An 11896-nucleotide genomic window follows, 5' to 3' on the forward strand; every position below is an offset into this window, starting at 1 on the left:
ATGTTGCAACTGCAACATGCGAACAGCAGCCGCTGCTGCGCCCGCAGCAGTCGGCCCCCGATCGCGGCGCCGTGGCTCGCCGTTTTGGCATGCGGCCAACGCGGCGTCTCCCGTGAGCGGCCGCCGCCGGTCTCGGCGCGGAACTTGATAAGTCGAGGCCGCCGGTGGGGGAGCGTGCCAGTCCTGGCGCGCCGCAGAGGGCCGGAGCCGTCGCGTCCGCGAGCTCCCGCCTGGAATCCGAGGAGCAGAACTCTCATGGCCACCCGTGATGTCGAGAAGACGCCGCTCACTCCGTACCAGTGGCGGCTCCTCGCGTTCCTGAGCGTCGCCTCGTTCTTCGAGGGCTACGACCGACTGGCGATCACGCAGATCCTGCCGAACCTTGGCGCGGAGATGAGGCTCTCGGCGAAGGGGGAAGGGCTCCTCATCGGGGTCATCAGCTTTGGATCGATGCTCGCCTTCCTCCTCGTCCGCAAGGCGGACCACTGGGGCCGGCGGCGGCTCCTGACGATCACCATCGCGGGCTACACCTTGTTCTCCCTGCTCACGGGCCTCGCGCCGAACGTCTTCGTGTTCGCCGGCTGCCAGCTCCTCGCGCGCGTCTTCCTCGTCGCCGAGTACGCGGTCAGCGTGGTGTACGCGGCCGAGGAGTTCCCGAAGGACCGGCGCGGGCTGGCGATCGGCCTCATCGAGGCGTTCTCCAGCCTGGGCACCATCACGTGCGCCGGGCTCGTGCCGCTGTTCCTCTCGACCCCGCTCGGGTGGCGGACCATCTACTTCGTCGGCGCCATCCCCCTCGTGCTCGTCGCGCTGGGCCGGCGCGGCCTCCGCGAGACAGCGCGGTTCGAGCGGCTCGCGCTCGAGCGGAAGCACGAGGAAGCACAGCCGTTCACGCGCATCCTCAGCTCCGAGTACCGCGGGAGGATGCTGACGCTCGCCCTGATCTGGGGGCTGATGTTCGTCTGCGTCCAGAACGCCGTCACGTTCTGGAAGACGTTCGCCACCCGGGAGCGAGGGCTCACCGACGGGCAGGTGGGCACCAGCATCATGATTGCAGCGCTCGTCGCCATGCCGTTCGTCTTCACGTCGGGGAAGCTGCTCGACGCCGTGGGCCGCCGCAAGGGCGCGGTGATCGCCTTCGCGCTGGCGTCCGCCGGCGTGTTTGGCGGGTACTCGCTCCGCTCGCACGCGGGGCTCACGGCCGCGCTGGCGCTGTGCATCTTCGGCGGGAGCGCCGTGCTCCCCGTGTTGAACGCCTACACGACCGAGCTGTTCCCGACGCACCTCAGGAGCGACGCGCTCGCCTGGTCCAACAACCTGCTCGGCCGGACCGCGTACATGCTCTCGCCGGTCTTCCTGGGCATCGCGGCGGAGCGCGTCGGCTGGGGACCGGCCATGTCGGCGACGGTCATCTTTCCGCTGATCGCGCTGGGACTCATCCTGTGGTTCCTCCCGGAGACGCGGGGCAAGGAGCTCGAGGAGACGGCGCGGGTTTGACTGCGCACTGCGCACTGCGCACCGCGCTTTTCATCGAAGAGACGAAGAAGGAGCTTTGGCCATGAGCACGCACGATCTCAAGTCGCTGTATCGGGAGTACCTCGAGGCGGTCTGGCACCGGAGGAACGTCGCCGCGGCGGACGACTACTTCACCGACGACGTGGTCGACCACGCGGCGCCGCCGCAGCAGGGGCCAGGGCTCGCGGGGCTCAAGGCGACCTTCGCGATGTTCCTCGAGGCGTTCCCCGATTTTCACATCACGATAGACGACCTGATCGCGGAGGGGGACAAGCTGGTCGCCCGCGTCTCCTTCACCGGCACGCACCGCGGGGAGTATCACGGGATCCCGGCGACGAACCGCGCGATCGCGTCCAGCGGAACGCACATCGTGCGTTACGTCGGCAAGAAGGTGGCCGAGCACTGGGCGCACAGCGACGATCTGCGCACGCGGCAGCAGCTGGGCCTCCTCCCGGCGCCGGGGCAATAGGTCTCGACCATGTGCGCCGCGGCTGATGCCGGCTTCGATGATCGGCTGCTCTGGCAGCTGTGCCAGTCGAGCTACCACGCTCCCGCGGCCGAGCTCGACCTGTTCTGCCTTCTCGAGGGCGCCGCCCTCGACCCTCAGGAACCCTCGTGGAGCGCCGAGCGATGCATTCGAGGGTGCGGTCCGACAACGGATCTCGCCGGACCGCACCGTCTATAGGTTGCGGGCGGCGCTCACGCCTTCCAGGCGTCTTTGTGGTCCTGCGCGTACTGCGCCAGGGTGCGCGGGGGCCGGCCGGTCAAGGTGGTCACGCTCGCGCTGACCTGCGCCGCGGCGCCCTGCCTCACGAACCCGAACAGCGCCGCGAGGAAGCTGGCGTATCCCTCGGAGAGCCCCGCTTGCCGCGCTCCCTGGATGAAGGACGCGTCGTCCGTGTTCACGTACTGGATCGCTCGCCCCGACGCCTTGGACAGGCCCGCGGCCGCCTCGGCGTAGGTCAGCGCCTCCGGGCCGGTGAGCGTGAACGCCTTCCGGTCGAACTTGTCCGAGCGCAGCGCCGCGACCGCCGAGGCCGCGATGTCCCTCGCGTCGATGAAGGCCGTCCTGGAGTCCGCCGCCGGGATGGGGAGCACCCCCGCGTGGACGATCGGCCCGCGCCAGAACGTGTGGAAGTTGTCCAGGAACCAGGTCGGGCGCAGGAGCACGTACGGCGCCTCCGACCGCTCGAGGAAGAGCTCCACGCGGCGCAGCGGCTGGCCGTCGTCGTACTCCACGCCGGACGCGGTCAGCAGCACGATCTTGCGCTTACCGCCCGAGATCGCCGTCTCCAGGAACGGGATCAGCAGATCGTATTGCGACAGCTCGCCGGAGGGCGACAGCAAAAATACCCGGTTCACCCCCTCCAGGGCCCCGGCGAAGGTGCTGGAATCGCGGTAATCGAAGCGCACCACCTCGACGCCGCGCGCCGGCGCCACCTTCGCGGGATCGCGGGACCCCGCGCGCACCTGCTCCCCCGCCTGCGTGAGCTGCTCGATCAGCAGCTTCCCGACCGTTCCGGTGCCCGTCAAGACAAGGATCTTGTTGCCGCCGCTGCTGCCATTGCTGGTGCCCATCTCTCTCTCCTCCTGCCGGCGTGTGTGGAGTTTCGCCACGTCCGGATGCACGGCAGTATTGGGATGTCTGGTGAGATGATCCATACGAGGTTGTCTTTATTTCATGTCCGATCGTCTCACGGTCTGGTACGATCGGTGCACCATGTCGACCGACGTCCTCACGGAGTGGTGCCGCGTGCTCTCCACTAGGGGGGTGCTGCTGGCCCGTAGCCGTCTGCCGGCGCCGTGGGGGATGCGCATCGAGGCCCGCGCGCAGGTGACCTTCCACATCGTCACGGAGGGGGCCTGTTGGCTGCGGCGCGAGGGCGCTGCCCCGCTGGCCCTGCACCAGGGGGATCTCTGTCTCTTGCCGCAGGGGCTGGCGCACGAGCTTGTGCACGCCCGCGATGGCCGGGCCGAGCCGATCGAGCGCCTCCTCGAGCGGCGGTCGGTTCCCCTCACCGGGGGCCCGATGACGAGCATGGTGTGCGGCGCCTATTGCCTGGACGCCCAGCTCGCCGAGCCGATGTTGCGCGGGCTGCCGCCGGTTGTGCACTTCGCTGCGAAGGAGGTGCGCGCGAATCCGCCGCTCTCGGCGATCATGTCGCTGGTGACCGCCGAGCTGGATCGGCCCGGCCCGGGGAGCGAGGTGCTTGTGCAGCACCTGTTCGACGCCCTGTTCCTGTACATCCTGCGGGCGTGGGCGGACGGCGTGGCTGCGCCGGCGCCCGGGTGGCTGCCGGCGCTGAAGGACGCGGCGCTCTCGCGGGCGCTGGCCAGCATGCACGCGGACCCGGCGGCCCCCTGGACGGTGGAGACGCTGGCGCGGGAGGCGGGGCTGTCGCGCGCGGCGTTCGCCCGCCGGTTCACGGCCGAGCTGGGCGAGCCGCCGCTCGCGTACCTGACCCGCTGGCGCATGGGGCTCGCCTCGCGGATCCTGCTCCAGAGCGAGGCCTCGCTGGCAGAGGTGGCGCGCAGGGTGGGGTACGAGTCGGAGTTCGCCTTCAGCCGGGCCTTCAAGCGCAGCCGCGGGGTAGCCCCGGCGCTGTTCCGGCGCGGCCGGGCGGAGGTGCCGGGGGCGGCGCCGTGACGCCCGCTGCGGGCGTTACAGCGCGCAAAGCTAGAGAACGCGCGAGGGGGCTCACGTCTCGTCTTCGATCACGTCCTGCGCTTCCTTCTTCATCGGCTTGTACTTGAAGATCGCGCGAATGATGCCGTGATCGTTGGTGCCGTCGGCCTTGTGGTCCTCGAAGTTCAAATGGTCGTTGTTGACCGTCATGCCGCCGAACATCCATAAGCGTTTGCGACTGTTGTCGTAAAACTCCTGGCTCACCAGGATGTGATCGAGCGATTCGCGTATGTCCTGATGGACATGCGTGTAGTAGACGTCCCTTGTGTCGCGATACTCCTGCAATGTCTGGGCGGTATAGAGGGCGGTGTCTCCACCTCCAGCCGAATCGCCCACCAGGTACTTCGGTTGACCGGTCAATATATTGGCAGTGTTGCTCTGCTGCCCATCGTTGATGTCACCGATCACGATGACGGGTGTATTGTTGCCCTTCATCTGTTCTGTCAAAAGAAAGCGGAGCGCTGCCGCCTCCGCCGTTCGACGGATCGTCGAAAGCGCCGACCCAAGCCCGGCCGAGTGCTTTGAGTAGGTAGTCCTGTCTGTCCTGTACCAGGCTTCGTTGAACACTTTCGTCGGCGCCTTGGATTTGAAGTGGCAGACGTAGACGTGAATCGCAGGGTCGTTTTCACGCGGTTTTATCGTGAAGTGGAGGACCGGCCTGGAGAAACCGCTGATGCCCACGTTGATGTCCGGCGTCTGCGGATCGTCGCCGCTGGATTGCAGAACGAATTTTTTAGGGAAACGCTCTATCCAACTCGGCTCGCCTTCCAGGAGTCCCTTGCGTACGATGGCGGCACAGACGATCTTCGTTCCCGTCGCCTCTGCGGGCGTCAGCACATCGTAGTTTTCCGTCATGCCCGCGGTCTGCAAGCATCTGTTCAAGGAGTCGCGGTGCCATAATTCCTGGAATCCGCAAACATCGGGTTTCAGTATTTTCAGCTGCTGGGCGACCCATTTGAGCTTGAGATTGTATTGATCCTGGGTCCAGCCCTCCGGGTCCGAGTACATCGGCAATCCGGGTTCGTTGAGATTGAAGAGATTGAACGTTCCAATGCTCAACTCTCTTAAATTCATGGCCGTCTCCATTTCTTCTGATGATTGTCACTCAAATGTGAGCGACGAATCCGACAATCGCAGGTTCGCCGTCCTGCGACGCTTCCTCCGCGCCGCTGCTCCAATGCGCGATGCGCCGCAGGTGCAGCGTCGGTCGGCGTACCATTGAGCGCCATAGGAGCCAGGAAATCCAAACGCGATCCGAATGTCAATCTCCTCGTGGTGGCCATCCCACCATACAGTCACGCTGTACGCGCTGGTTGACGTAGAGAACCTTGCGCGAACCGCATCGCTCCAGAAAAAGTGACGCCTTATCAGCAATTTATGAGGAGCGCGTGGACCGCATGAACCCGTGCAATGCAGCGAACATGCGGGTGCAGATGCAGCGCTGAGGGCTCACCATGGAGATTTCCCCCTTCGCTGTCGAGACCCTCGCCCGCCGTGGCGTCGTCCGCAGCGAGGCGCGTCGTGCCGGACGCGATCAGCTGGAAAATTTGCTGCGCCTGCACGGGCTTCCCACCCACGAGGCGCTGTTCGCCGCCGAGGCCGCGATCGGCGGCTTCGCCGGCTCGGATCGCGCGCGGGACCCGCTGGAGCTCGCGAGCGGCGGTTCCTTTGGTCCGATCCGTCACTCTACCCGGGATTGGGGGGGCACCAGACCACCGTTCGCCCCCGTTCGGCAGGCATCGACCCAGCGCGGGCCCAACGTACAAACAGTACGATCCACCGATCCGCCTACAAAAACCAGCAGATCCAGCGAGTTCACTCGGCTGTTGAAGCTTGTCTACACCGCGCCGGCGCCTCCGCTCAGGCGGAAGGCACGACGGTGATCTCTCCGGTCGTGTACAGCGCCGAGGTGTCCCAGGCGAGCCCGGGGGCGAGCGGCAGGGCGATGTGCACGTCAGCGAAGGTCCCTGTGAGCTCTCCGCTCCAGCCGAGCAGGGCGACGGTGTCCCCGGCCTGGAACGGCACCGTGTCGTCAGCCGGGACCACCTCCAGCACGCCATCGAGGCTCACGTCCCCGTCCACAACAAGGAGCGGCGCGGCGCCCGGGCCCGCGACGGTGGCGCTCAGCGTGGCGCTCGGGCCCTGGCTGTAATCGCCGGCCACGTCCGTCGAGGCGTAGACCTCTCCCACGGAGAGCACGCCGGCCTGCGTATTGGCGAGATCGCCGACGAAGCTGCCAGTGCTCAGGCGGCCGCCGGCGAAGTCGAAGTCGCGCGCCTGGATCTCGATCGCACCCGCGGCGAGCTCCCCGCGCTTGAGGCGCACGATGGGCTCCGGGCCAGGCGCTGCGCCTTCGAACAAGGGCGTGATCCGGAGGAGGCCGCCGATGCTGACCTCGCCTCGCCCGTCGACGAGGAGCGACGGGGAAATCGAGAAGGTCGCGTAGATCGTCACATCGCCGCTGTTGCGCCATGACGCGTAGGGCTCGTTCACCCGGACGAACCCGTGGCCGTACGTGGAGCGGATCTCCGTGTCTTCCGTCACGAGGGTTCCATAAGCGCCGACCGTGAGCTCGCCCCAGCCGGCCGCCCCGACGCGCAGCAGCCCCTCGTTGGTCCAGGTGGCGTCCCAGCCCCTCACGATCGCCGAGCTCGCGAAGTAGTTGGGCTCGCCCGGATAGCTCTCGATCTGCGCGTTCGCCGTGAAGATCTGGGCCCCCTGCTCGATGCGCAGCCTCGCGCCGCCGTTCGCGCCCACGACGAACTCCCCGGTGTTGACCCACCTCGTCGCGGAGCCCGTGAGGGTCACGTCGCCCTGGCAGATCGGGCACGTCGCGATGAATACGTTGTTCGAGAAGAAGCTCCCTCCCTGCTTGATCTCGAGGACGCTGCGCTCCTCCGAGCGGCCGATGTACGCGTTCGTCTGGCTCGTCAGGGAGGCGTCGTACCCCTCGACGAGCACGTATCCGAAGGCCGTATAGCCGCGCACGCCGAGCACGAGGTCGTCGGTGGTCACCTGGGCGCCCCGCCGCACGAGGAGCGAGCCGGACGCCCCGGTGCGAAGCCCGAGCGCGAGCTGCCCATGGTTGATCCACCGCGAGCCGTACCCGATGACCTGGACCGTGCCGCTGGAGTAGGGGACCGCCGCCACCGAGGCGCCGGCGCTGATCAACGTCCCCCGGTGGCTGACGATCACCTCTCCCATCGGCTCCTCAGCGCTGAGCGCGCTGCCGACCACCAGCGCATTCGCCCCGAGATCCCACGGGTCGCCCGGGTCAGCGACAGCGGGCGTCACACTCCCCGAGACGGACACGGCGGCATAGGCCGGCCCGGCCGCGCCCATCGAAGCTGCCACGAGCAATACCGAGAAAGCGGTTCGACCTTGTTGGTTCATGTGCTGTGCCTCTCCATGAGAAAATTCGCGTTACACCGAGCTGTTCCTCGCTCCCGACGCGCCCCTGAAACGGGAATTTTGTGAATCATGTTTCACATTCCCGTGTCAGAGACGTTATCGCCCGTTCTGATCCACTTGCAGGGGATCAGCTCATCGTTTTCGAGGTGCGAAGGCAGGTTTTGAGGTGAAAGAGTACCCAGGATCATTCAAAAGAAAATCCCCCGGTGGCGTCTCGCCTCAGGTGGCTCGACGGAGAACGTCGGCCAACGAAGTGCGCCCTGACGACGGGGCAGAAGCTGCGGGTGCGACCCAGACAGGGTGGGCGATGTACCCATGGGGGGCCGGCGTGAGCGGCGTGGTCATCCCGTCCGGCAGCCAGGGCGAGGCACCCGACGGAGGGTGGCAATCGGACGCGCGGGCGACTTCCAATGCGATCCGCGCGGCGGCCTGAGCGAGGTCAGCAGGAGCGAAATCAGTCCTGCCGGGCCGTGTCGGGCAGCGCTTGCCGACTGCGCGCCAGCGCCGCATGCATGGCGCCATGCCACCCTCGCCCATCGCGCTCTTCATGATGGCGTTCGCCCTCCCTGCCTGCGACGGCTCCGCGGCGCCGGAGGCCGCGTCCGCTCCGCCGCCTGCGGCGGTCCCCTCGCTGCTCAGCTCGGCAAGCCCTGCCGCGTCGGCCGCGCCCGCCGCTCCGCCGGCGGCCCCGCTGCCCGTGCTGAAGGGGGTCGACGTCTACGGCACCGACCGGTTCGACGGCGCCTGGGTGAAGACGCGCTTCGGCGACGTGCTTCAGCGCTTCTTCGGCACAGAGGACGCGGCGGAGAGGAAGGTCCTCGCAAACGAGATGGTCGACGTGATCCTCGCCGAGCACAAGGCGATCGGTTGGGTCGAGCTCTCACCCATCCTCTATTACGACAGGGGCGAGGTCCTGAAGGCCTATGTCACCGTCGACGTGGTGGAACGCAGGGAGTTGAAAAAGCGCCTCACCTTCGGCCCGCAGCCCAAGGGCGATTTCGAGGATCCGGCGGGCCTGCTCGCGGCGTGGAAGGACTACCAGGAGACGTACTTCCGCATGATGCATGAGAACGAGATCGGCCCTGAGCGCGCCGCGTGCCCCGCGTTTCATTGCCTGGGCGGCTACGAGCACGAAAAGCTGCGCCCGTACGGCGAGCGATTCGTGAACGACGTTCCGCCGAACGAGGACAAGCTCGTCCGCATCCTCGAGGCGGACAAGGACCCGGAAGACCGGGGCGCGGCGGCGTTTCTGCTCGCGCACATCAAGGATGGCGAGAAGCTCGTCTCGCTGATGCTGCCCATGCTGAACGACCCCGACGCCCTCGTGCGGAACAATGCCATGCGCGTGGTCGCGGACGTCGCCATGTTCCACCACGACGTCCCCGTCCCGCTGACACCGTTTCTCAAGGCCCTGGACGGCCCGACGACGACGGACCGAAACAAGGCGGCCGCCGTGACGTGGGGCCTCATCGACCGGCCGGAGGGCACGAAGCTCCATGCACAGGTCATCAAGGAGGCGGGGCCGACGCTCCTCAAGCTGCTCAAGCTCGAGCAGCCGAACAACCACGACGTCGCGTACCGGATCCTGAAGAAGGTGAGCGGGAAAGATTTCCCGGAGCGCGATTACGCGGCCTGGGAGAAGTGGCTCGCCGCGGCGGCGTAGGTCACGACCCGACGCCTCGCGCGTTGGGGCGAATGGACAGGAGGTACCGATGGATGAGCCCTGTGGACGGGATCTGGCGAACAACGCGGTGGTTCCGGAGCGGCTGGCGGAGCTGTTCCGACATGTGGCCGACAACCTGGAAGCCCACGCGCGCTGGGTGGGCAGCGCCACGCCCGAGGCCCGCCTCGAACACGACGCGATGCGCCGGGTGGCCGCCGGCTACCGCGGGATCGGCGAGGCGGCGGGCCGCGCCGCGGAGATGATGCGGGCCGCGGGCGACTTGCCCGCCGCCCCCCACGACCTCGAGCGCTTCGACCGCGGCGCCTTCGAGGCGTGGATGCGCCGCAAGATCGAGCTTCAGCGCGGTTTTGCGGCGCTGCTGCTCGAGCACGCCGAAGCTTCCGAGCGCGTCCTGCGCTCCATGGCGGCCGACGATCGCGGGTGACGGCCGCGCGCTGCGTCAGGCCCTCAGCGCATCGAGCTGCCCGGGGAGCGGACAGGCACTTCAAGTGCCTTCCAGAAAGCCACCCATCTTTGGCTCACCCGATCGAGCTTACACGACGCCACGTCGGCCCAGTTGGCCCTACGCCCCGGCCCATCCCGTCCTGTCGCTTTTACTTCTTCACCCAGGTCTGCGTCCTGCCGAGGAGGGAGATGCCAAGAAAGCCGCGCACCTTCAGCTTCTTCCCGCCCTCGATCGCCTCGAGCTTGCAGCTATAGGTCTTGCCGTTGTTCGGATCCAGGATCGTACCGTCATCGTACTCGTCGTCATCGCGGACCATGTTCCAGATGATGACGAGCCCCAAAACGGGCTTGTTCTTGTAGGTACCCTCACAGGCGGTGCAGATCTTCGGCTTCCCCTTCTCGTCGAGCGGCTGCTTCAGGCTCACGATCTTGCCGAAGATCTTCCCGTCCTTCTCGTAGATCTCCACCACCGACTGCTCGACCCCCTGCTCATCGATCGTCCGCCACTGGCCGGTCACAGGGAGAGGATCCGCGAGCACGAGCGAAGTGGCGAGGGAGCAACCCAAGGCGGCAGAAAGAGCCAAGAACCTCTTCATGTCGTCAGAACTCCTTTCATCGGTCTGCGAAGCCACGGCGTTCGGCCCTGGCGTGGTGCTTGATTCGCATGTCGGTGTGCGCCGCTGAGCGCAACATGCCTTGGAGAGGGGACGGGGCGCCGCGCCGTTTGTTCATCGGGCCGGAGGGAGCGGCGGGGGGAGGCAGGGCTCTGGTCAGAGGGGGAGCCGAACCGTGGACATGGCTCCTCTCGCAGCGGCCCTGCGGCGCGGTGGACGTCATTTTTCCCCCGAGAGTACCGAGCGGGCTCGTGGAGCGCAACGGCGCCGTGCGGCGGCGCGCCGGGACGTTGGGTGGCCAGCGAACGGTTGATTCTACGGGGCTGGATCCCGCCGTGGTCAAGCTGCCGATGGCCCCCGCCTCGGCCGCGCGCGTCCGTCCGTCCTGCGCCGGTGTGATCCCGCCGGCTGAGGCGGTCATGTAAGGTTCTCTACGTCAACCAGCGCGTGCAGCGTGGCCGAACGGTGGACCGGTGATGCCACGAACCCTTCAAGGTGCCGTGCTGCGCTGGCTGCGGAGGTTGGGGGTCCGAGGGGGCCATCGAACCGACGTCGCAGGCCAGGTCTGGCTCAACGCCTGGGAAAGCTGGCCCAGGTTCGATCCGAAGCGAGCGGGTACCCAAGGTTTTCTGTCCATAACGATCGGTGGAATGGGCTTTTGCAAGGCTTGTGAGGCGCTCAGGAGCGACCACGCCGGGTGGCCGGATCCAGCCAGTTTCAGTCAATCCCGGCCACCACCACCCGAGTGGCCACCACCACCCGCCGAGTGGCCACCACCACCACCCGACTGGCCACCACCGCCCGCCGAGTGGCCGCCACCACCACCCGACTGGCCACCACCGCCCGCCGAGTGGCCGCCACCACCACCCGACTGGCCACCACCACCCTCCGACCGGCCACCACTGCCCTCCAGCCGGCCACCACCACCCGTCAGCCGGCCACCACTGCCCCCGACGCCACTACCGCTCGCCACGGGGCAGCGAGGGGAGTAATTCCTGGAGATTACCTTATAGCAGCACGCGCCGTCTCTCTGCTTCGCGGCGCTCTCTACCGACAGGATCAAGTCGGAGCAACCTCCTATCAGGTTGAGCTCCTCGACCGCATCCTCGCGGTCCAGGCACGCCCCGAGCTCCTCGGGCCACTCGAAGCAGCGGATGTCGTCCTGGGCGAGCCAGTCGCAGCCCGGCGCTGCGATGAGGAGCGCAGCTGCGGTTGACGGGCCGGCGCTCAGCAGGAGACCGGCAAGGAATGGTCGTCGAAGGGATCGGTCGCGCAGCATGAGGTCCACCTCCAGCCCACACCCGGCCGCGTCGTCAGCACAGCGGCAAGCTCGGAACAGGGTGCCTCATGCCGCGTGCCATCGCAACCCGGGATCACCCGCCGCGGCCGAGGAGGTCCATCCGCCAGGCCATGGCCGTTCGGAAGCCTCCCGGCGAGTTATCCAGGAGGCAGCGTGAAGGATGGGGATCGGAAGACGTTCGACAGGGGCTGGTCGCTAGTGCCGCCCCTCAGTTTTGACGATCCGTTTCGCCCGGCTCGTGC

At 67.2% G+C, this 11896-nt stretch carries 11 protein-coding genes; 5 read left to right on the plus strand and 6 right to left on the minus strand.

Going from position 1 to position 11896, the window contains the following annotated elements:
* Positions 1 to 255: 255 nt before the first annotated feature.
* Entirely contained in the window at positions 256 to 1497 is a 1242-nt protein-coding gene (locus WME79_RS06895; protein ID WP_437533565.1) for an MFS transporter, read from the plus strand.
* A gap of 61 nt (positions 1498 to 1558) precedes the next feature.
* Positions 1559 to 1984: an ester cyclase gene (locus tag WME79_RS06900; RefSeq protein ID WP_437533567.1), complete on the plus strand. Its 426-nt coding sequence runs from the start codon at positions 1559 to 1561 to the stop codon at positions 1982 to 1984.
* 230 nt (positions 1985 to 2214) lie between these two features.
* Here WME79_RS06900 and WME79_RS06905 read toward each other — a convergent pair whose 3' ends face one another.
* The gene (locus WME79_RS06905) at positions 2215 to 3093 is read right to left on the minus strand and encodes an SDR family oxidoreductase (RefSeq protein WP_437533570.1); all 879 of its coding nucleotides are present in this window, start codon (positions 3091 to 3093) and stop codon (positions 2215 to 2217) included.
* A gap of 103 nt (positions 3094 to 3196) precedes the next feature.
* On the opposite strand from WME79_RS06905, the gene WME79_RS06910 reads away from it, so the two are divergent.
* Entirely contained in the window at positions 3197 to 4162 is a 966-nt protein-coding gene (locus tag WME79_RS06910) for an AraC family transcriptional regulator (protein ID WP_437533572.1), read from the plus strand.
* Positions 4163 to 4213: 51 nt separating this feature from the next.
* Here WME79_RS06910 and WME79_RS06915 read toward each other — a convergent pair whose 3' ends face one another.
* The 3 genes from WME79_RS06915 to WME79_RS06925 form a co-directional block, all read right to left on the minus strand.
* Positions 4214 to 5275: an endonuclease/exonuclease/phosphatase family protein gene (locus tag WME79_RS06915; protein ID WP_437533575.1), complete on the minus strand. Its 1062-nt coding sequence runs from the start codon at positions 5273 to 5275 to the stop codon at positions 4214 to 4216.
* Between the two features lie 293 nt (positions 5276 to 5568).
* Positions 5569 to 5886 carry a hypothetical protein gene (locus WME79_RS06920; protein WP_437533577.1) on the minus strand — a complete coding sequence of 106 codons (318 nt, stop codon included), beginning with the start codon at positions 5884 to 5886 and terminating at the stop codon, positions 5569 to 5571.
* 175 nt (positions 5887 to 6061) lie between these two features.
* On the minus strand, positions 6062 to 7555 hold the full coding sequence (locus WME79_RS06925) for a hypothetical protein (RefSeq protein WP_437533580.1): 1494 nt from the start codon (positions 7553 to 7555) through the stop codon (positions 6062 to 6064).
* Positions 7556 to 8132: 577 nt separating this feature from the next.
* On the opposite strand from WME79_RS06925, the gene WME79_RS06930 reads away from it, so the two are divergent.
* Positions 8133 to 9275 (plus strand): HEAT repeat domain-containing protein, encoded by a 1143-nt coding sequence (locus WME79_RS06930; protein ID WP_437533583.1) that lies wholly within the window; start codon positions 8133 to 8135, stop codon positions 9273 to 9275.
* A 49-nt stretch (positions 9276 to 9324) separates the two neighbouring features.
* Entirely contained in the window at positions 9325 to 9720 is a 396-nt protein-coding gene (locus WME79_RS06935) for a hypothetical protein (RefSeq protein WP_437533586.1), read from the plus strand.
* Positions 9721 to 9889: 169 nt separating this feature from the next.
* On the opposite strand, the gene WME79_RS06940 is transcribed toward WME79_RS06935, so the two are convergent.
* Positions 9890 to 10336 carry a DUF2147 domain-containing protein gene (locus tag WME79_RS06940; protein ID WP_437533589.1) on the minus strand — a complete coding sequence of 149 codons (447 nt, stop codon included), beginning with the start codon at positions 10334 to 10336 and terminating at the stop codon, positions 9890 to 9892.
* Between the two features lie 739 nt (positions 10337 to 11075).
* On the minus strand, positions 11076 to 11633 hold the full coding sequence (locus WME79_RS06945) for a hypothetical protein (RefSeq protein ID WP_437533592.1): 558 nt from the start codon (positions 11631 to 11633) through the stop codon (positions 11076 to 11078).
* Positions 11634 to 11896: the final 263 nt, after the last annotated feature.

It is taken from the genome of Sorangium sp. So ce726 (assembly GCF_051521405.1).
Classification (GTDB): domain Bacteria; phylum Myxococcota_A; class Polyangia; order Polyangiales; family Polyangiaceae; genus Sorangium.

Coding starts and splice junctions, on each gene's coding strand:
- WME79_RS06895 (WP_437533565.1), top strand. CDS start 256: ATGGCCACCCGTGATGTCGAGAAGACGCCGCTCACTCCGTACCAGTGG.
- WME79_RS06915 (WP_437533575.1), bottom strand. CDS start 5,275: ATGAATTTAAGAGAGTTGAGCATTGGAACGTTCAATCTCTTCAATCTC.
- WME79_RS06905 (WP_437533570.1), bottom strand. CDS start 3,093: ATGGGCACCAGCAATGGCAGCAGCGGCGGCAACAAGATCCTTGTCTTG.
- WME79_RS06945 (WP_437533592.1), bottom strand. CDS start 11,633: ATGCTGCGCGACCGATCCCTTCGACGACCATTCCTTGCCGGTCTCCTG.
- WME79_RS06940 (WP_437533589.1), bottom strand. CDS start 10,336: ATGAAGAGGTTCTTGGCTCTTTCTGCCGCCTTGGGTTGCTCCCTCGCC.
- WME79_RS06900 (WP_437533567.1), top strand. CDS start 1,559: ATGAGCACGCACGATCTCAAGTCGCTGTATCGGGAGTACCTCGAGGCG.
- WME79_RS06930 (WP_437533583.1), top strand. CDS start 8,133: ATGCCACCCTCGCCCATCGCGCTCTTCATGATGGCGTTCGCCCTCCCT.
- WME79_RS06935 (WP_437533586.1), top strand. CDS start 9,325: ATGGATGAGCCCTGTGGACGGGATCTGGCGAACAACGCGGTGGTTCCG.
- WME79_RS06910 (WP_437533572.1), top strand. CDS start 3,197: ATGTCCGATCGTCTCACGGTCTGGTACGATCGGTGCACCATGTCGACC.